Origin of the sequence: Exiguobacterium oxidotolerans JCM 12280 (assembly GCF_000702625.1) — a bacterium.
Lineage (GTDB): Bacteria > Bacillota > Bacilli > Exiguobacteriales > Exiguobacteriaceae > Exiguobacterium_A > Exiguobacterium_A oxidotolerans.
Map to the genome: position 1 here is coordinate 1,715,001 of NZ_JNIS01000001.1, position 19,044 is coordinate 1,734,044.

Annotated in this window: 15 protein-coding genes, 7 tRNA genes and 2 rRNA genes (1 of these 24 cut by a window edge); 22 read left to right on the top strand and 2 right to left on the bottom strand. The window is 49.0% G+C overall.

Translation table 11 applies throughout. The features are described from left to right. From P403_RS0108805 to glmS, 16 genes are all read left to right on the top strand, one after another. Window positions 1-2,637, top strand: a 23S ribosomal RNA gene (locus P403_RS0108805); it begins 278 nt to the left of the window's first position. 47 nt (window positions 2,638-2,684) lie between these two features. Beyond that, window positions 2,685-2,800, top strand: a 5S ribosomal RNA gene (gene rrf, locus P403_RS0108810). 15 nt (window positions 2,801-2,815) lie between these two features. Continuing rightward, window positions 2,816-2,890, top strand: a tRNA-Asn gene (locus P403_RS0108815). Window positions 2,891-2,892: 2 nt separating this feature from the next. Further along, a tRNA-Glu gene (locus tag P403_RS0108820) sits at window positions 2,893-2,967 on the top strand. 9 nt (window positions 2,968-2,976) lie between these two features. Then, a tRNA-Thr gene (locus P403_RS0108825) sits at window positions 2,977-3,049 on the top strand. A gap of 33 nt (window positions 3,050-3,082) precedes the next feature. Further along, window positions 3,083-3,166, top strand: a tRNA-Tyr gene (locus tag P403_RS0108830). A 4-nt stretch (window positions 3,167-3,170) separates the two neighbouring features. Further along, window positions 3,171-3,243: transfer RNA gene (locus P403_RS0108835), tRNA-Lys, on the top strand. Window positions 3,244-3,249: 6 nt separating this feature from the next. Beyond that, window positions 3,250-3,321: transfer RNA gene (locus P403_RS0108840), tRNA-Gly, on the top strand. A 17-nt stretch (window positions 3,322-3,338) separates the two neighbouring features. Further along, window positions 3,339-3,414 (top strand) — tRNA-Ala (locus P403_RS0108845). 236 nt (window positions 3,415-3,650) lie between these two features. Further along, window positions 3,651-4,559, top strand: coding sequence for an arginase (rocF, locus tag P403_RS0108850; RefSeq protein WP_029332283.1), 909 nt, complete (start codon window positions 3,651-3,653; stop codon window positions 4,557-4,559). 125 nt (window positions 4,560-4,684) lie between these two features. Continuing rightward, window positions 4,685-5,248: an RNA polymerase sigma factor SigW gene (sigW, locus tag P403_RS0108855; protein WP_029332284.1), complete on the top strand. Its 564-nt coding sequence runs from the start codon at window positions 4,685-4,687 to the stop codon at window positions 5,246-5,248. A 16-nt stretch (window positions 5,249-5,264) separates the two neighbouring features. Continuing rightward, on the top strand, window positions 5,265-5,879 hold the full coding sequence (locus tag P403_RS0108860) for a polymer-forming cytoskeletal protein (RefSeq protein ID WP_029332285.1): 615 nt from the start codon (window positions 5,265-5,267) through the stop codon (window positions 5,877-5,879). 115 nt (window positions 5,880-5,994) lie between these two features. Continuing rightward, window positions 5,995-6,819: a diadenylate cyclase CdaA gene (cdaA, locus tag P403_RS0108865; protein WP_029332286.1), complete on the top strand. Its 825-nt coding sequence runs from the start codon at window positions 5,995-5,997 to the stop codon at window positions 6,817-6,819. After that, window positions 6,819-8,105 (top strand): CdaR family protein, encoded by a 1,287-nt coding sequence (locus tag P403_RS0108870; RefSeq protein ID WP_029332287.1) that lies wholly within the window; start codon window positions 6,819-6,821, stop codon window positions 8,103-8,105. Before cdaA ends, P403_RS0108870 begins: the two co-directional genes overlap by 1 nt. Window positions 8,106-8,134: 29 nt before the next feature. After that, window positions 8,135-9,490 (top strand): phosphoglucosamine mutase, encoded by a 1,356-nt coding sequence (glmM, locus tag P403_RS0108875; protein WP_029332288.1) that lies wholly within the window; start codon window positions 8,135-8,137, stop codon window positions 9,488-9,490. Window positions 9,491-10,477: 987 nt separating this feature from the next. After that, entirely contained in the window at window positions 10,478-12,274 is a 1,797-nt protein-coding gene (glmS, locus tag P403_RS0108880) for a glutamine--fructose-6-phosphate transaminase (isomerizing) (RefSeq protein ID WP_029332289.1), read from the top strand. Window positions 12,275-12,409: 135 nt separating this feature from the next. On the opposite strand, the gene P403_RS0108885 is transcribed toward glmS, so the two are convergent. Beyond that, entirely contained in the window at window positions 12,410-13,672 is a 1,263-nt protein-coding gene (locus P403_RS0108885) for a hypothetical protein (RefSeq protein ID WP_029332290.1), read from the bottom strand. 119 nt (window positions 13,673-13,791) lie between these two features. Here P403_RS0108885 and P403_RS0108890 point away from each other — a divergent pair, with 119 nt between their 5' ends. Together P403_RS0108890 and P403_RS0108895 are read left to right on the top strand one after the other, a co-directional pair. Next, on the top strand, window positions 13,792-14,364 hold the full coding sequence (locus tag P403_RS0108890) for a hypothetical protein (RefSeq protein ID WP_029332291.1): 573 nt from the start codon (window positions 13,792-13,794) through the stop codon (window positions 14,362-14,364). A 74-nt stretch (window positions 14,365-14,438) separates the two neighbouring features. Next, the gene (locus P403_RS0108895) at window positions 14,439-15,038 is read left to right on the top strand and encodes a short chain dehydrogenase (protein WP_029332292.1); all 600 of its coding nucleotides are present in this window, start codon (window positions 14,439-14,441) and stop codon (window positions 15,036-15,038) included. A gap of 101 nt (window positions 15,039-15,139) precedes the next feature. Here P403_RS0108895 and P403_RS16925 read toward each other — a convergent pair whose 3' ends face one another. Further along, complete coding sequence (locus P403_RS16925; RefSeq protein ID WP_268748760.1) at window positions 15,140-15,265, bottom strand: hypothetical protein; 126 nt, start codon at window positions 15,263-15,265, stop codon at window positions 15,140-15,142. 136 nt (window positions 15,266-15,401) lie between these two features. Between P403_RS16925 and P403_RS0108905 the strand changes: the two genes are divergently transcribed. The 4 genes from P403_RS0108905 to P403_RS0108925 all read left to right on the top strand — a co-directional run bounded on the left by P403_RS0108905 (window position 15,402) and on the right by P403_RS0108925 (window position 19,020). After that, the gene (locus tag P403_RS0108905) at window positions 15,402-15,962 is read left to right on the top strand and encodes an isochorismatase family protein (RefSeq protein WP_029332293.1); all 561 of its coding nucleotides are present in this window, start codon (window positions 15,402-15,404) and stop codon (window positions 15,960-15,962) included. A gap of 128 nt (window positions 15,963-16,090) precedes the next feature. After that, window positions 16,091-16,987 carry a phosphotransferase enzyme family protein gene (locus P403_RS0108915; RefSeq protein ID WP_029332294.1) on the top strand — a complete coding sequence of 299 codons (897 nt, stop codon included), beginning with the start codon at window positions 16,091-16,093 and terminating at the stop codon, window positions 16,985-16,987. Window positions 16,988-17,054: 67 nt separating this feature from the next. Next, window positions 17,055-18,062 carry an NAD(P)/FAD-dependent oxidoreductase gene (locus tag P403_RS0108920; protein WP_034801083.1) on the top strand — a complete coding sequence of 336 codons (1,008 nt, stop codon included), beginning with the start codon at window positions 17,055-17,057 and terminating at the stop codon, window positions 18,060-18,062. A gap of 106 nt (window positions 18,063-18,168) precedes the next feature. After that, window positions 18,169-19,020 (top strand): PPK2 family polyphosphate kinase, encoded by an 852-nt coding sequence (locus P403_RS0108925; protein WP_029332296.1) that lies wholly within the window; start codon window positions 18,169-18,171, stop codon window positions 19,018-19,020. The last annotated feature ends 24 nt before the right edge of the window (window positions 19,021-19,044 follow it).

The window sequence follows — 19,044 nt, forward strand, 5'->3', positions numbered from 1 at the left end:
GGAGAGCATGCTCTCCGGGGTTGTAGGACACTCTATACGGAGTCAAAAAGGAAGACAGTAGGTGAATGACCTGGAAAGGTCGGCCGAAGAAGGTGACAGCCCTGTAGCTGAAACTGTTTTCCCTCCAGAGTGGATCCTGAGTACGGCGGGACACGTGAAACCCCGTCGGAATCCGGGAGGACCATCTCCCAAGGCTAAATACTCCCTAGTGACCGATAGTGAACCAGTACCGTGAGGGAAAGGTGAAAAGCACCCCGGAAGGGGAGTGAAATAGATCCTGAAACCGTATGCCTACAAGTAGTCAGAGCCCGTTAATGGGTGATGGCGTGCCTTTTGTAGAATGAACCGGCGAGTTACGATAGCGCGCGAGGTTAAGCTGATGAGGCGGAGCCGTAGCGAAAGCGAGTCTGAATAGGGCGCCATAGTGCGTTGTCGTAGACCCGAAACCAGGTGATCTACCCATGTCCAGGATGAAGGTCAGGTAACACTGACTGGAGGTCCGAACCCACGCACGTTGAAAAGTGCGGGGATGAGGTGTGGGTAGCGGTGAAATGCCAATCGAACCTGGAGATAGCTGGTTCTCCCCGAAATAGCTTTAGGGCTAGCCTCGAGGTTGAGAGTTCCGGAGGTAGAGCACTGATTGGACTAGGGGCCCCCACAGGGTTACCGAATTCAGTTAAACTCCGAATGCCGGCAACTTATACTCGGGAGTCAGACTGCGAGTGATAAGATCCGTAGTCAAGAGGGAAACAGCCCAGACCGCCAGCTAAGGTCCCAAAGTGTATGTTAAGTGGAAAAGGATGTGGCGCTGCCTAGACAGCTAGGATGTTGGCTTAGAAGCAGCCACCATTCAAAGAGTGCGTAATAGCTCACTAGTCGAGTGGCGCCGCGCCGAAAATGTAACGGGGCTAAACATACCACCGAAGCTGCGGATTCCGTAAGGAATGGTAGGGGAGCGTTCCAAACCGCTGTGAAGCTGTACCGTAAGGAGCAGTGGAGCGTTTGGAAGTGAGAATGCCGGTGTGAGTAGCGAAAAGAGGGGTGAGAATCCCCTCCGTCGAAAGCCCAAGGTTTCCTGAGGAAGGCTCGTCCGCTCAGGGTTAGTCTGGACCTAAGCCGAGGCCGAAAGGCGTAGGCGATGGATAACAGGTTGATATTCCTGTACCACCGATCCACCGTTTGAACAATGGGGGGACGCAGGAGGATAGTGACGCATGCGGATGGAAGTGCATGTGTAAGTTTCGAGATCGTCTGATTGGCAAATCCGTCAGGCACCAAGATCGAGGAACGATGCGGAGTCCCCTAGGGACGAAGGTCACGATTTCACACTGCCAAGAAAAGCCTCTAGTGAGGTGGAAGGTGCCAGTACCGTAAACCGACACAGGTAGGCGGGATGAGAATTCTAAGACGCGCGGGATAACTCTCGTTAAGGAACTCGGCAAAATGGTCCCGTAACTTCGGGAGAAGGGACGCTCTACATGAGTAGAGCCGCAGTGAATAGGCCCAAACGACTGTTTAGCAAAAACACAGGTCTCTGCTAAATCGCAAGATGACGTATAGGGGCTGACGCCTGCCCGGTGCTGGAAGGTTAAGGGGATGGGTTAGCGCAAGCGAAGCTTTGAACCGAAGCCCCAGTAAACGGCGGCCGTAACTATAACGGTCCTAAGGTAGCGAAATTCCTTGTCGGGTAAGTTCCGACCCGCACGAAAGGCGTAACGATTTGGGCACTGTCTCAACGAGAGACCCGGTGAAATCATAGTACCTGTGAAGATGCAGGTTACCCGCGACAGGACGGAAAGACCCCATGGAGCTTTACTACAGCCTGATATTGAGGCTTTGTGCATGATGTACAGGATAGGCGGGAGACGTCGAGACCGGAGCGCCAGCTTCGGAGGAGTCACCCTTGGGATACCGCCCTTCATGCATAGAGTCTCTAACTCGCAGCCGTAATCCGGCTGGAGGACCGTGTCAGGCGGGTAGTTTGACTGGGGCGGTCGCCTCCTAAACAGTAACGGAGGCGCCCAAAGGTTCCCTCAGAATGGTTGGAAATCATTCGTAGAGCGCAAAGGCAGAAGGGAGCTTGACTGCGAGACCTACAAGTCGAGCAGGGACGAAAGTCGGGCTTAGTGATCCGGTGGTTCCGCATGGAAGGGCCATCGCTCAACGGATAAAAGCTACCCTGGGGATAACAGGCTGATCTCCCCCAAGAGTCCACATCGACGGGGAGGTTTGGCACCTCGATGTCGGCTCATCGCATCCTGGGGCTGGAGTAGGTCCCAAGGGTTGGGCTGTTCGCCCATTAAAGCGGTACGCGAGCTGGGTTCAGAACGTCGTGAGACAGTTCGGTCCCTATCCGTCGTGGGCGCAGGAAATTTGAGGAGAGCTGTCCTTAGTACGAGAGGACCGGGATGGACGCACCGCTGGTGTACCAGTTGTTCCGCCAGGAGCATCGCTGGGTAGCTACGTGCGGACGGGATAAATGCTGAAAGCATCTAAGCATGAAGCCCCCTCCAAGATGAGATTTCCCTTTGAGTAATCAAGAAAGACCCCTCAGAGACGATGAGGTAGATAGGTCACGGGTGGAAGCATGGTGACATGCGGAGCTGAGTGATACTAATCGGTCGAGGCCTTGTTCTAGCAGATGATTGTTGATGACTTCAGTTTTGAGGGCGCGAGCCCTGTCGTCTGGTGACGATAGCCAAGTGGTCACACCCGTTCCCATGCCGAACACGGAAGTTAAGCACTTGAACGCCGAAAGTAGTTGGGGGCTTCCCCCTGTGAGGATAGGACGTTGCCAGGCAATTTTATTTTTTATTCCGCAATAGCTCAGTGGTAGAGCAACCGGCTGTTAACCGGTAGGTCGTAGGTTCAAATCCTACTTGCGGAGCCAATGGCCCGTTGGTCAAGCGGTTAAGACACCGCCCTTTCACGGCGGTAACACGGGTTCGATTCCCGTACGGGTCACCATTATATTGTGCCGGTGTAGCTCAGCTGGTAGAGCAACTGACTTGTAATCAGTAGGTCGCGGGTTCGACTCCTGTTGCCGGCACTGTTTTTTTAATTAAATGTTCCTAGACAAACTGGGGGGGTAGCGAAGTGGCTAAACGCGGCGGACTGTAAATCCGCTCCCTCGGGTTCGGCGGTTCGAATCCGCCCCCCCCCACCATGTCGAGCCATTAGCTCAGTTGGTAGAGCATCTGACTTTTAATCAGAGGGTCGCAGGTTCGAATCCTGCATGGCTCATTTCTTGCGGAAGTAGTTCAGTGGTAGAATACGACCTTGCCAAGGTCGGGGTCGCGGGTTCGAATCCCGTCTTCCGCTTTTTATTTATCTTTTTCGGGGCCTTAGCTCAGCTGGGAGAGCGCCTGCCTTGCACGCAGGAGGTCAGCGGTTCGATCCCGCTAGGCTCCACCAAATTTTGCTTAAAGATCTTAAGCGAGTTTCGTTCGTCTTAAGTTTTTTTATACTTGAAATGCCTGTTAACCAGAGTACGTACGCGAAAGCACCGTGATTCCCTTCACGGTGCTTTTTTGTTGTTTCACCTGTCCCCACGATAGCTGTATAATCATGCGTCGGCATGTCGAGTTGAACCAGTCTTGTGTTACCGCTTACAATTAAGGTAACTTAAACAAGCAAAGGGGAATACGGGGATGAACATTGCCTATATCAGCGTGCCATATCGTTACGGTCAAGGAAAGCCAGGAACAGAGCATGGTCCGGCAGCAGTTGAAGAAGCCGGTCTATTTGAGACGTTGGCAACACATGGACAAGAAGCTGTCCGCTACGGGGAAGCGGCCGTCTTACCAGAAGATGCAGTCCGAGAAGAAGATGCCAAGTTAAAACGTCTTGAAGGTGTTGTTCATACGACGAACGACTTACAACTCCTCGTGCGTGACGCACTCTCCGAGAAGCGTTTCCCGTTACTCGTCGGGGGCGACCACAGCATGGCAATCGGAACAATCGCAGGACTTCGTCGATCGATTCCGCGGCTCGGTGCGATTTGGTTCGATGCGCATGGCGATTTAAATACACCGGAAACGTCACCTACAGGTAATATTCACGGAATGCCACTCGCTGTTGCTCTTGGGGAAGGGCATCAGCGCCTAACGGAAATCGGTGGGACAGACGTCAAGTTACAACCGGAGCATCTCGTCTTTATCGGCTTACGTGACGTCGATCCGGGCGAACAGGAATTGATTGATCGGCTTGGGATTCGCGTTTATGACATGGAAGCGATTCGGACACGGGGAATGGAAGCCATCATGAAGGAAGCGATTGCTTACCTGAACGAAACGACGGACGCGTTTTACTTAAGTTTCGACATGGATGGTCTTGACCCGAGTTTAGTCGAAGGGACCGGGACGCGGGTAGCGGACGGTGTCATGTTAGAGGATGCTCAGACCGTCTTGAACTCTTGTGCGGAACAAGAAAACTTTATTGCAGCGGAGTTCGTCGAAGTGAATCCGCTGTTAGAAGAAGGAAACGGGACGGCGATTCTTGCAAATGCCTTGATCGGAAACCTACTTCAAGCGATGAAAAACCAGCATTTAGTAAAATAATGGATAGAACTTGAACTCTTTTCATCGGGGTTCAAGTTTTTTTTGTTACAATTTAAAATGAGATGAAACATTTATCGGTCGACTCCGTATAAGAGATTGACCGCATAGAGCGGGGGGTATTTGAAGTGGAAGAAACAACACTACGCTTAATTGAGCGAGTGAAGCAAGGCGACCGTGATGCATTTGCGGCACTTGTTGATCTATATAAAGAAGGAGCATTTTTAGTTGCCTTCCGTGTATTACGTGATCGGATGGAAGCAGAAGATGCCACGCAAGAAGCCTTTATTCGCGTATTCACAAAGATTGAATCGTATAATGCACAATGGAAGTTCCGTACGTGGCTGTATCGCATCGTCACAAATGTCTCAATTGACCGCTTACGGAAGAAACGTCCAGATTATTCTCTTGATGCCGAGATGTCGGGCACTGAAGGATTGACGCTGTATTCCCAGCTTGAAAGTAAGGAGCAATTGCCAGAAGATCAAGTCGTTGATTCAGAAGAACGAAATGCTGTCGGTGACGCGATTGCCGCTTTACCTGAAAAATATCGTATTCCACTTGTCTTGAAATATATTGAAGATCTTTCATTAAAGGAAATCAGTGAAATGATCGACCTACCTGTCGCCACAGTCAAAACTAGAATTCACCGTGGCCGAGAAGCGCTGAAGAAGCACTTCGGAACGCGGTGAGAAGGAGGATCTCACCATGACACGAGAACACGTAAACGAACGCATCCAAGATTATTTAGATCAAAATCAACCTCCAGAAGACTTTAAGCAACTCGAAGCGGAGTTACGGGAGGCGAATGCGATGGACGACTTCGAAGAGTATCGACTCCTCGATGCACAGTTACGCACGCTTCCGAAGCCGAAGCTATCGGCAGACTTTACATCCCGCGTGCTGGCACAATTGCCTGAACAGGTGGACACGTCGAATGTGACACCGCTTCGTAAGACTTCTCGTTTTGGAGGGAAGATGAAACAGTACCCACTCCTTGCAGCAGCCTCGATTTTCATGTTGCTGTCGGTCGGGAGCCTCGGTGGTTATATGACGCAAGAAGAGAAAGACTTGTCGTATACGAACGTTCCCGGCATCGTCGCTGAAAATGGCGAGGTCGTTGTTCCAAAAGGAGTGACGGTCAACCAAGATTTATACGTCGAAGGCGGAAATGTCCGAATCGAAGGTAAAGTCAACGGAGACGTCATGACCATGGACGGGACGGCTTATACAGCCAGTGCCGGAAACGTGACTGGAGAAATTAAAGAAATCGATCAGTTGTTCGAACGCGTCTGGTATGGAATCAAACGAATCTTTGATTAATTAGTTGGGGCGAGTCTAACTCGCCCCTTTATGCTATAATGAAAGCTGTTTAAATTAGATGAGATAGGGGGCACGGTTGGTGAATTACTTCAACTGGCAACCACTTCAATTTCAAATGTTGAAACTGGGCGAAAACGTACACTGGTACGATTATATTAATGATGTGCTTGATATCGCGGTCGTGACATTCGTCATTTACCGCCTGATGATTATCGTCAAAGGCACAAAAGCGGTTCAATTGATTAAAGGAATTTCTGTCATTTTGATTAGCTGGTTCTTAAGCGGCTTTTTCGGACTGAAAACCTTACAATTTCTATTGAATCAAATCATCACCTATGGATTACTCGGGATTATCATCATCTTCCAGCCAGAGCTCCGTCGAGGACTGGAGCACCTGGGACGAACGAGTAAATTCTTCTCACGGAGTGCGATCAGTGATGAAGATGAACAAACGCGAATCGTCGATGCACTCGTTTCGTCAGCACAATACATGTCGAAACGTCGAATTGGTGCGCTCGTCACGTTTGAACGGGAAACCGGTCTCAGTGAATATGTCGAGACGGGGATTCCGCTCGGTTCTCAAATCACGAGTCAGCTTTTGATCAACCTGTTCATTCCGAACACGCCGTTGCATGATGGTGCCGTCATCGTTCAGCAAGGCAAACTTGCGGCAGCGGCTTGTTATTTACCGCTCTCAGAAAGTGCCCACATCTCTAAAGATCTCGGGACACGTCACCGGGCCGCGATTGGTGTCAGTGAAGTTACGGATAGTGTCACGCTTGTCGTATCGGAAGAGACGGGAGGCGTATCTCTCGCAATCAATGGTCGTCTTTACCGGGAACTCGACGAAGATTCGCTTCGGGCGAAGTTGCTTGAGACGCTCGTCAAAGTCGAGCCGGCGAATACGTCCTTCTTTAACTGGATGGGGGCGAAAAAATAATGTTCGAAAAGTGGTTCAATGAACGATGGTTTTTACGAATCGTTGCGGTACTACTTGCTGTGATGCTCTATTTGATGGTCGCAGGTTCGAGTTCGAGCGGGAAAAGTGACGCGGCGAGTCTATTGCCGATTGCTGGTCAGGGCTCGACGACGTTTGACGTACCGGTCACAGTGAATTATGATGAATCGCAGTGGGTCGCCTATAATATTCCAACTACAATCGAAACGACGGTCAAAGGACCATCGAGTAGTTTGACGATGCTTCGCCTCGTCAAAGACTTTGGTCTATCGTTAGATTTAGAGGGACTCGACCCTGGGTACCACCGTGTTCGTGTGACAGCGAATGGTTTTGGAAAAGATGTTGAAGTGACACCGAAACAGGAGACGGTCGAAGTTTTTCTTGATAAAAAAGTCACGAAACAAGTCCCCGTTCAAGTCGCCTTACTCAACAAAAATAAAATCGCCGAAGGGTATGTCGTCGGTGAAGCACAACCGAGTAAACAAACGGTTGCGGTGACGGGAGGAGCAGAAAAGCTCCAAGCCATCACATCGATTCAAGTCCCGATCGACGTGACGGGTCGCGCGTCGACCTTCATGGAATCGTTTAACGTCAAAGCGACGGATACGAATGGGAACGCAATTAGCGCGACGTACGATCCGGAACAGCTTGAAGTGACAGTTCCTGTCTATAAGGAAAGTAAGACGGTCCCGATCAACGTTAAAACAACAGGTAGTGTCAAAAAAGGCTACAAGGTCGTCAAAATTGTTCCCGTCGTCACGGAAGCACGTCTGTACGGAACGAAGGAAGAGTTGACGCGAATCGGTTCGGTCGATACAAAAGCAATCGCACTAAAAGGATTGACGAAGACGACCGATAAGACGATCGAACTCGTCGAACCGGATAATGTGACGGCAATGGATCCGACTTCGATTACGGTCAGTATCGTCGTCGAGAAGGAAAATGCTAAATCGACGACGGAAACGGTCGAGGAGCGAGCAGAGAAGACGATTACAGGTGTTCCTGTGACGCTTAACGGTTTCGACGAGTCGAAATATACAATTGATTATGCTGAAACGATTGATCTCGTCGTCCGTGGCAGCGAAGCGGACTTAGCTTCGATTGATGCAACCGACATCAAGGCTGTCATCGACGTAACAGGATTAAAAGAAGGCACACACGGCTTACCGATTTCATATCAGACATCTAAAGCATTCGATGTCTTACGACCGGATAACATGGACGTCACGTTAAAGACGATTCCCCGGACATCGGTACAGACGAATTAAAACCAATCAGTGAAATGAGGAAATAGCACATGGGTAAGTATTTTGGAACTGACGGCGTCCGCGGCGTCGCAAACGTAGAATTGACACCGGAACTCGCCTACCGTCTTGGACGGATTGGTGGATACGTGTTGACGAAACACGAGAGCACACGTCCGAAAGTCTTAATCGGACGCGATACACGCGTCTCTGGTCAAATGCTTGAGAACGCGATGATTGCAGGATTGTTATCAATCGGCGCGGAAGTTATGCGTCTCGGTGTCATCTCGACACCAGGGGTCGCGTACTTGACGAAGACGATGGATGCGACAGCAGGCGTCATGATCTCAGCCTCACATAATCCGGTCGAAGACAACGGCATCAAATTCTTCGGAACAGACGGATTTAAGCTCAATGATGCAACAGAACTCGAAATCGAAGCATTGCTCGACGAAACAGAGGACACACTCCCACGACCAGCAGGGAAAGAACTTGGTTTCGTTCACGATTATTATGAAGGCGCGCAAAAATACCTCCATATGCTTCGTCAAACATCGGATGAAGATTTCTCAGGGATTCATGTCGCAATCGATGGCGCGCACGGCGCGACATCAAGCCTTGCACCACGTTTGTTCGGGGACCTCGAAGCAGAAGTCTCAACAATCGGTACAACACCAAACGGCTTGAACATCAATGATGGTGTCGGGTCAACACATCCGGAGCACCTCGCGGCATTCGTCAAAGAGAAAAGTGCCGACGTCGGTCTCTCGTTCGATGGTGACGGCGATCGTTTGATTGCAGTCGATGAGAACGGCGATATCGTCGATGGCGATAAAATTATGTTCATCTGCGGAAAATACTTGAACGAAATCGGTCGTTTGAAAGATAACACGATTGTCGCGACAGTCATGAGTAACCTCGGCTTCCATAAAACGGTCGCAGAACATGGCATGACGGCATTACAAACAGCGGTCGGTGACCGTTACGTCGTCGAAGAGATGCGTAAAAACGACTACACGCTCGGTGGCGAACAGTCAGGTCACATCATCTTCATGGATTACTCGACGACAGGCGACGGCATGTTGTCTGGCGTTCAGTTACTCCAAATCATGAAGGCGACAGGCAAGAAGTTATCGGAACTCGCAGCCGAGATGCCGATCTTCCCGCAACGTCTCGTCAACATTCGGGTGTCGGATAAGAATGGGGCAATGAACGGTCCTGCCGTTCAAGCGATCATTGCGGAAGTCGAAGCGGAAATGGCTGGGAACGGTCGGATTCTCGTTCGTGCATCTGGAACAGAACCACTCGTTCGTGTCATGGCGGAAGCAGAGTCGCAAGAAGCATGTGACATGTACGTCGAACGGATTGCGAACGTCGTTCGTGAGAATTACGCGTTACAAGAAAACTGAGTCAACGAAAAGGAGTAGCTTCGTGCTGCTCCTTTTTTTTGTATACGGGAGGAATGTTAGGGAGGGGAAATAGCACGAACCCGTTGTCCTCTGCCCGCTTTTCTCAGGCGGAACGCAAGCCGCGGCCAGCTTGTTGCTGACCGGGTCTCGCCTGTTCCTGTCGGAAGCGGAGCTTCCTTTTCCTGTAGAAGTCGGACAGGGATGCGGGTTCGTTTCAGGAGTAGCGTGGATATGGAATAGGAATAGTGCTTAGATTCTATTAAATAGAGTGAGAACCCGTTGTCCTCTGCCCGCTTTTCTCATGCGGAACGCAAGCCGCGGCCAGCTTGGGGCTGACCGCGGCTTGCCTGTTCCTGTCGGAAGCAAAGCTTCCTTTTCCTGTAGAAGTCGGACAGGGACGCGGGTTCGTTTCAGGAGTAGCGTGGATATGGAATAGGAATAGTGCTTAGATTCTATTAAATAGAGTGAGAACCCGGTGTCCTCTGCCCGCTTTTCTCAGGCGGAACGCAAGCCGCGACCAGCTTGGGGCTGACCGGGTCTCGCCTGTTCCTGTCGGAAGCGGAGCTTCCTTTTCCTGTAGAAGTCGGACAGGGACGCGGGTTCGTTCGAAGGTGGAGAAGTAATATAAAGATGCATGATTCTTTTTTACAAAATCTAGGTATTAGAGGTATTGTTTAGAAAGATATCGGGAATAGTTACAAATACGTTACCTTCCTTGCTTTTTCCAATTAAAGTTCGTATGATTGTAAAGTCGGACAGAAACGGAGTCGGACAGAAATAGAAGCGCCAGGGCTGACTATGTGATAGGCAGCTGACGAGGTGGAGGTTTATCGAATCATTCGGCGGATGCCTCCCGGTACCTTATCAGTACCGTAAACGTACTTGAAATCGTCTAAGTGATTAGACGGACAAACAAGTACGTGATGATAACTCTCGACAAGAGCCGTTCCTCTTCAGGGAAATACTTGGATATGGGAGAGAATCAATATGTGCGGAATCGTAGGTATGATCGGAGAAGTTAACACGAAAGAAATTTTACTAAAGGGTCTCGAAAAACTCGAGTACCGCGGTTATGACTCGGCAGGTCTTGCGTTCGTCAATGACGGCGTTCAGGTTCATAAAGAAGTCGGTCGCATCGCTGCGCTACGCGAAGTCGTCCCTGCAGATGCAGATGGTACAGTAGGAATCGGTCACACACGTTGGGCAACACACGGCGTACCAAGTGTTCCGAACGCCCACCCACACCAAAGTGCATCATCACGCTTCACACTCGTGCATAACGGTGTCATCGAAAACGATGAGCAGTTAAAAGCAGAACTCACTGTCGATTTACTCAGCGACACGGATACAGAAGTCATCGTTCAGATGATTGAAAAGAACTTTGACGCAACAGGTGATGTCACGGAAGCTTTCCGTCAAACACTTCGTATGCTCCACGGTTCGTATGCGCTCGCATTGATCGATGCAGAAAACCCAGACGTTCTTTATATCGCAAAAAATAAATCACCGCTTCTCGTTGGTCTTGGAGACGGTACGTTCAACGTCGTTGCGTCTGACGCAATGGCCATGCTTCAAGTAACGGATCAGTTCGTTGAGTTACATGACGGCGAAATGATCATCTTGACGCGTGACAGTGTCACAATCCAAGATTTAGACGGAAACGTCCAAGAGCGTGAAGCATATACAGCTGAAATCGATGCATCTGATATCGAAAAAGGCACATACGCGCACTACATGCTCAAAGAAATGGATGAGCAACCAGCCGTCATCCGGAACATCGTTCAGAAATACCAAAACGAAGCTGGCGACATCACACTCGATCAATCGGTTCGTGATTTAGTCCTCGGTCGTGACCGTGTCTATATCATTGGTTGCGGAACAAGCTACCATGCCGGTTTGATTGGGAAACAATTGATTGAACAAATCGCTGGGATTCCGGCAGAGGTTCACATCTCGTCTGAATTCGGCTACAACATGCCACTTTTGACAGAGAAACCACTCTTCCTCTTCCTTTCACAATCAGGTGAAACAGCGGATAGCCGTGCCGTTCTCGTCGAAGCGAAAAAACTCGGTCACCCGGCATTGACGGTCACGAACGTCGCGGGATCAACACTTTCACGTGAAGCAAACGCAACACTCTTGTTGCATGCCGGTCCTGAAATCGCAGTTGCCTCAACAAAAGCATACACAGCGCAAATCGCTGTTCTCGCAGTCCTTGCGTTTGACCTGGCTCAAGCAAAAGGCGTCGATGTTAACTTCGATCTTATGAAAGAACTCGGTAAAATTTCAAGCGCAATGGAATCCGTCATGTCACAAAAAGAACGGTTCCAGGAAATCGCTGCAGAATACTTGTCTGAATCACGCAATGCGTTCTTCATCGGTCGCGGTCAAGATGCGTATGTCGGAATGGAAGGGGCACTCAAGCTCAAAGAAATTTCGTACATCCAAGCAGAAGGTTACGCTGGCGGCGAATTGAAACACGGTCCAATCGCTTTGATTGAAGACAACACACCAGTCATCGCCCTCGTGACACAACCGCACGTTCACCTCAACAACCGAGGCAACGTCAAGGAAGTCGTCGCACGTGGCGCGAACGCATGTGTCATCGCTTCAGAAGGTCTCGAATTGCCGACAGATGCATTCGTCATCCCGTCAGTCGAGCCGCTCTTGTCACCATTACTTTCAGTCTTACCACTTCAGTTGATCTCGTACTACGCGGCACTCGGTCGTGATTGCGACGTCGACAAACCACGTAACTTGGCGAAGTCAGTAACGGTTGAGTAAAACAGTTCATCCGTGTAAAGAAATCAAAATGATTTTTAAAGACCCTTTAGACGAATTTCGTCCAAAGGGTCTTTTTTGGGTATAAAAATAAAATCTATCTAATCACGGGAATAGAACGCCCGTCATCAGATTGGCTTATTTTAATCGATGAATCGCATGAATACCGCCGTTCCCATCAAAATCTACGCTCAAATCCACGGGTTCGGGAATCGAGTTGTAATCCTGTCCTTTCAGTTGATCGATGTGCTCGGTAACAATTAATTTATTAGAACGTATTTTTTCCTGATGATAGGTTAGCTGTTTATCGATATTTTCTTTTTTACTGGTGATTGTTTTATTTCTTCTGAAAGTTGCATCAAGACTGATATGTTTATCACTTAATATTTTTTCAAATTCGTCATGGTACTCGGTAAGTTGCTGGTGATATTTTTCGATATCCGATAACCGCATCGCATTTGTCTGTGAATCCTGATTCCAGTCATTCATGATTTTTAAGCAAATCGACATGACTTCTAAGTTTCCGTATCCAATCAGTATAGTTTGCTCAAATGATGCGGCAAGTTCTTTTATCTCATCAACCGTTTTATCCAATTTGAATGTTGTCTTTTCTTCAATGTCGTTTGCACGTCTGACTAAAAAATCCAACTCGGGTAAAATCGACTCCAGCTCTTGATAAGAGATGACTGCCATGTCTTCTAATTTTACCGAATATCGTTCTTCTTCATCAGGAATACTCGGCAGAATCGAAAGCAGATAGCGAATATGACCTTTGATGATGCCTGCTTTATCATTTTTGGATTGACGAATTAGTGTATCGACCTTTTGATTCAAAGATGTAAGTTGTTGATTAATCCGGTCCAAGTGTTCTTGGGCAGTGACCATAGTTGCGACTCCAAGAGCTAAATTCGCCAGTTGAGCGGGATTGATTTTTTTAATATCTTGAATTTCGAACTTTCCGTGATGTCTGATTCTATGTTGATGATCAACGGCAAGTGCTCTAAATTGATCCACCGATCCCTTTGCCTTCATAATTCGTAATTCACCGGATGTCAGCTTGGCAAGAGCTTCTTCACTGAATTTTATGATGATTCTCTGTTCTTTTTGGATGAGATTTTTAGCGTGTGGCGAAAGTTTAATAATATTACTGACCTGGTCTTTTAGACCTTTTGTTGCGATTATTGGTTCGGAACGATGATACGAGGTCGTATCAGTTAAGGAATACGACTCAATTTCCCAGGGCAGTTCATCGGTATGAAGTTCCTGAACGGTTGTTTGCGAAGTAATGGGTGGAAGCACTGAATCCGTTACAGCTTCATAACGACTGAATTTACGAAAAAGCAAATAACTCAAGAAAAGTAATATGATAATTACAGCTATGATTCCTAAAGCGTTGTCCATGCTAAGCCGCCTTTCATCAATAGTTTGAATGTAACCTGTAAATATATAGTAACTCATTCTGTCATTAAAGTGATAAGTTGATAAAAGACAGAAACGATGTATGGAGGAGGAAACAATACGTGAACAGAAAATGGAACTTGGCAGACGCGTTTCCGCAATCTTGTACGGATGATGTTCGAGTCGTGGCACGCCTTTTACCGCGCCGGCTCTTTGGAACAGTGACCTGGGGAACGATTGATGTCACGTTTTTCGGGGAATCATTGATTCTTCCATCCCGGCTGTACTTAAATGAAGTAAAAGAAGAAAAAATTCAAACCCTGACGGAGCGTCAACGGTGGATACTGTACTGCATGTACACCCGTCATCATGACGGATATATCCGTGAAAAGTATGTTCACCGGCTGGAACAGAAACAGGCAAAAACAGATTGGGTACTGCTGTATTTAATTGAATTGAGCGGGGAATACGTCCGTGAGATTCTCGAACGGATCGAACCGATGTTACAGACCTGGTCCGAAGAACAGCTGAGAACTTTTGCCGCAGCAAATGAGCGTTATCTGCAACGAATTGAACGACGCATCATCAGCTATTGGGATTTGCATCAACGGACCGCTTATCCCGTGTTATGGAATTCCGATTACGTCGGCTTTCGGATTGCGCAGTGTTATCGGTCATCCCGTGCCCATTCTTGAAACAGACGGCCGCGTTACGGTAGGCTGAACACGTAGTTTAAACACGTAGTTTAAATCAGAAGGGGGATAAACAGATGAGAATTTTAGTAGTCGGAGCGAGCGGGACAATCGGACAAGCTGTCATCGCGCAATTAGGGGAGCAGCATGAAATTATCCGGGCCGGACGGACAGGTGTGGACGTTCAAGTCGACATCACGTCGGAAGCCAGTATCCGTTCGATGTACGAAGCGGTTGGTCCGATCGATGCCGTCGTCAGTGCGACCGGCGGGGCACATTTCGGACCATTGACGGATTTGACACCGGCGTTAAACCAAATCGGAATCGATAGTAAGTTGAAGGGGCAGGTCAATCTCGTCCTGCTTGGTTTGGACACGGTTCGGGACGGGGGGAGCTTTACATTGACGACCGGTATCATGATGGACGATCCGATTCGCCAAGGCGCGTCAGCGGCCCTTGCAAACGGTGGTGTCAAAGCGTTTGTCCATGCCGCGGCGATTGAGATGCCGCGTGGTATTCGGATCAACAGTGTCAGTCCAAACGTTTTGATTGAGTCGCTCGACAAGTATGGACCATTTTTCCGTGGATTTGAAGCTGTTCCGGCATCGCGTGTCGCGACAGCATTTGAGAAAAGCGTCGAAGGGGCACAGACCGGACAAAACTACGAAGTCTATTGAATCCAACAAGACCGTTCACTTGTATCAAGTGGACGGTCTATTTGTCAGCTCATCATTGACTGGATGTAGAAGAAGCTTAACAGAACAAGTGAAATCAGCAGTCAGACGAAGAAATTACGGATGAAGATCCGTCGCGTGACACGACGATTCATGATCATCTTATCGAGAAACAGATTAACAGCTAAGACAATTACGAAAATCACGAAAAAGAGTGGCAATAGGTCCATATGTAACATCCTTTCTATCGTTGTATTTAACGCATCGGATTAAAGAAAGTTTCACAAAAGTTGGAAATTCATCAGAAAAACAGGACTTCTTGCGGATAGTATGGAAGAGTGAAGCAAACAAAGGGGGCAGAGGACGATGCGACAAGCGGTACTCGTCATTGATTTTCAGCAAGATCTTGTCGAAGGGACACCCGAAGAATCCGGTGTTTATGCGAAAGATGCCGTCAGTCAGGTCATCAATCAAGTCGTACAAGAAGCCTGCGATCAAAATCATGCCGTCGTCTTCATCCGGGATCTTGATGTCGCGGACGGAAACGGACCGGGGTTTGCGGTGCATCCCTCGATTCATGTTCCGGCTGAAGCAGTCACGTTTGATAAAGCGGCAACCAATTCGTTTCACGGCACGCCATTGCTTGAGTACCTGAAAGAACGACAAATCGAACATGTCGTCATCCTCGGCTGTAAGACGGAACACTGTATCGACACGGCTGTCCGCAGCGCAACCGTCAACGGATTTGATGTGACACTCGTTGCTGACGGACATACGACGAACGGCTCCGATGTCTTATCGGCGGAGTTGATGATTGCCCATCACAACCAAGTCTTGCACGGACATTATAACGTCGAGCACTTTGCAGTTGTCCGTCCTTCGACGGAGAAGTTGTTTGAACCGATCCATGATCAGTACAGAACATAAAGGAGTGAAGGTATGATTGAATTGCGAAAGATAAAGAACACTGCTTATTTAACCTATCAGATTCTTGTCACAGCGACAATTGATGGACTGCTAGTTGAAATATTTGAAAAAAGATTGGGGGATGTATCATGACGAGGGAAGAGTGGATTCGAACGTTTGACCTTGATGTCGCAGAGATTTTTTCCGTCACCGATTCATACAGCTCAGACGTTGACCGACTAGTACTGCGCGACGGACGGACTGTCTTTTTAAAGCGACCGTATACGGCAGACAAATGGTACCGGGAACACGGCTGGTTGACGTATTTAGCCAGTCGTGTCGCTGTACCGAAGATTCTCATGGCGGCGCGACCAACCGAACAGACGACGGGTGCGTTTGTGCTCGAAGCACTTGCAGGTGAAACGATTGAGACGGTCACATCGGCGCTCGCCTCGCAAATCGGACAATTGCATGCAACACTCCATACATGTACCCGTGAGGCGTACGGCGATTTTGCCGAGGACGGCTTTACCGCGTTTACCTCACAGGACTGGCGTGTTTTTCGAAATGCAAAGATGACCTCATTCGAGCCGGCGATTCGTCAGGTTTTGTCACCTGCACTCTATCAAGCCGCCTTTACAGAATTAAAGCGGCGTGAACGTGAGTTACCGGAGCCCTCTCGACCTGTCGCCGTCCATTTGGACTTCCGCCTGGGTAACTTGCTCGCAGACGGGGGGAACCTCACTGGATTGATTGACTTTGAAACCTCACGTTTCGGAGCGACGGAGATTGATTTCACAAAACTTGACCGGGATGTCTTCCAAGGCGGACCAGAGTTATTTGCAGCCTATCAAGACGGATATGGACAAATCCGTAGACCGGAACCGATTGAAGTCTACTTGCCATATTACCGTCTGTTTGAAGCGCTGACGGGAATCGGCTGGTGTGTCCAGCGCGGACTGGACCGTCATCAGCTATTTTTCGATAAAAATCTTGCCCGTGTACTAATCGAGTTGGAACGGACGAGCATATTCGAAGAACGTTAAAAGACGTCGTTTCACGAGCGAACCGCTATACTTGTGGAAATGAAGCAAGTAGAGGGGGATGTATCAGATGGAACAACCGAAACGGATTGGGATTATCGGTGGCGGCCTCGCGGGGACGTTCGCTGCCCGTCAATTACAAGTCGAGGGATACGAGGTCGAGATCATCGAAAAAAGCCAAAGTGTCGGGGGACGCATGGCGACACGACGAATCGATCGGGGAACGGCGGACCACGGAGCTGTCTTTTTTACCGTCCGGACGGATGAACTGGCGCAAGAAGTGGACGAATGGCTCGAACGCGGATTAATCCGGAAATGGTTCGGCGATGATTTTCCACGGTATATCGCAATCAACGGGATGAATCAACTCGTTCAGTCGATTGCACGCGGAATTCCGGTCCACTTGAATGAACAGGTCGGACGGATTGAAGCGGACGCAACCACGCTCCGGACGATTGCAGATAGCCAGACACGAGTCTATGACGCGATGCTCGTGACAGCACCGGTCCCGCAAGCCTATGACTTACTGCAAGCGTCCGGGCTGACGCTGGACGCAACTGATCACGCAGCGTTAGGTCGCGTCACGTTCGAACCGACATTCGTCGGCCTGTTTGAATTGAAAGAACCGCTCGAAATTGGGGAGGTCGGTCTGGCGGACGAAGGGCTTGTTCCCGGGATGTTGAAGCTTGTCAATAATGCAGAAAAAGAGATTTCAGCGACACCATTACTGAGTGTCTACATGACGGGTGAATGGAGTGAATCCTGGTATGAAAAAGGAGAAGCAATGACGCTTGCTGAAATCGAACGGCTGCTGCAAGCGCAACTCGGCCCCATCGAACTCGTTTCCCGTCAGTTGAAACGATGGCGCTACGCCCAGGCACGCGATGTGTTTAACACGCCGTTCCTCAAACTGAATCATCACCCGCTGTGGCTCGCCGGCGATGCCTTCCTTGAAGCGGATGATGCCTCGGGACGGACACGGGTTGAGAGTGCCGTCATATCCGGTCTTCGTGTTGCAGCGACCATCGATGCGCATTTCAAACAGCTGGTTTCAGTCTCGACTCCACCAAAAAAATAAGTAATGGAGTGACTAGTACTGAAAGTTAAGTTCATTTGAACGGGTTTTCCGAAGTCCTTCGCAGGGTATTCTTTTGAGAGTGAGCGAAAGTTAGAGGAGGATTCAAATGGACATCAAAAAATATCAAGTTACTCCGGATGCGAACGTCAGTTTAGCTGATTACCAAACATCTGATCCGGACCGGATTTCTGAAGAACAATTACTCAAGACATATATTCCAGAGAGCGTTGAAGAATTGAAAGAGCTGCACTGGCGGCTTCATGCAGAAGAAAAACACGGTATTCTTGTCGTCCTGCAGGCGATTGATGCCGGTGGGAAAGATGAAGCGATCAGCTATATCTTTTCAAATCTGAATGCTCAGGGCTTGAAGACGATTTCCGTCAAGAAACCGTCAGAAGAAGAACAAAAACACGATTTTCTATGGCGGATTCATGACGGGTTGCCGGCCAAAGGCGAAGTCGGGATTTTAAATCGCTCGTATTATGAAGATGTCATCGCACCGCGTATTCATAACCTGCTTGAGGAGGAAGAGCTACCGGACAATCAAGACGTTTGGCAGATGCGCTACCGGCAAATCAATGACTTCGAGCGGTACCTGGTCGAGAACGGAATCCGTGTCGTCAAATTTCTCTTTAATGTTTCGAAGGACAAACAAAAGGAACGGTTGCTCGAACGGATGAAAGATCCGAAAAAGAACTTCGAGTTTTCGTTCAGTGACGTTGAGGAGCGGGAACATTGGGATGAGTATCAAAACGTATTCGCGGACCTCCTGTCCCATACATCGACGGAATATGCACCGTGGCACATCCTCCCTGCGGACGATGACTGGTTTGCCCGCTACATCGTGACGGAAGTCATGAACGACGTTTTACGCGATATCGATCCGCAGTTTCCTGAAGTGTCGGACGAGGATCAAGAAAAACTAGATGAAGCAATCAAAAAGCTGGAAAATGAATAATCAAAACCGGTCATCGTCAGACGA

Excerpts from the sequence above, each read along its gene's own strand:
- P403_RS0108860 (WP_029332285.1), top strand. The coding sequence starts at position 5,265 with ATGACACGAGAACACGTAAACGAACGCATCCAAGATTATTTAGATCAA.
- P403_RS0108925 (WP_029332296.1), top strand. The coding sequence starts at position 18,169 with ATGGACATCAAAAAATATCAAGTTACTCCGGATGCGAACGTCAGTTTA.
- P403_RS0108915 (WP_029332294.1), top strand. The coding sequence starts at position 16,091 with ATGACGAGGGAAGAGTGGATTCGAACGTTTGACCTTGATGTCGCAGAG.
- P403_RS16925 (WP_268748760.1), bottom strand. The coding sequence starts at position 15,265 with ATGGACCTATTGCCACTCTTTTTCGTGATTTTCGTAATTGTCTTAGCT.
- glmS (WP_029332289.1), top strand. The coding sequence starts at position 10,478 with ATGTGCGGAATCGTAGGTATGATCGGAGAAGTTAACACGAAAGAAATT.
- cdaA (WP_029332286.1), top strand. The coding sequence starts at position 5,995 with ATGTTGAAACTGGGCGAAAACGTACACTGGTACGATTATATTAATGAT.
- P403_RS0108885 (WP_029332290.1), bottom strand. The coding sequence starts at position 13,672 with ATGGACAACGCTTTAGGAATCATAGCTGTAATTATCATATTACTTTTC.
- P403_RS0108905 (WP_029332293.1), top strand. The coding sequence starts at position 15,402 with ATGCGACAAGCGGTACTCGTCATTGATTTTCAGCAAGATCTTGTCGAA.
- rocF (WP_029332283.1), top strand. The coding sequence starts at position 3,651 with ATGAACATTGCCTATATCAGCGTGCCATATCGTTACGGTCAAGGAAAG.
- glmM (WP_029332288.1), top strand. The coding sequence starts at position 8,135 with ATGGGTAAGTATTTTGGAACTGACGGCGTCCGCGGCGTCGCAAACGTA.
- P403_RS0108870 (WP_029332287.1), top strand. The coding sequence starts at position 6,819 with ATGTTCGAAAAGTGGTTCAATGAACGATGGTTTTTACGAATCGTTGCG.
- P403_RS0108895 (WP_029332292.1), top strand. The coding sequence starts at position 14,439 with ATGAGAATTTTAGTAGTCGGAGCGAGCGGGACAATCGGACAAGCTGTC.
- P403_RS0108920 (WP_034801083.1), top strand. The coding sequence starts at position 17,055 with ATGGAACAACCGAAACGGATTGGGATTATCGGTGGCGGCCTCGCGGGG.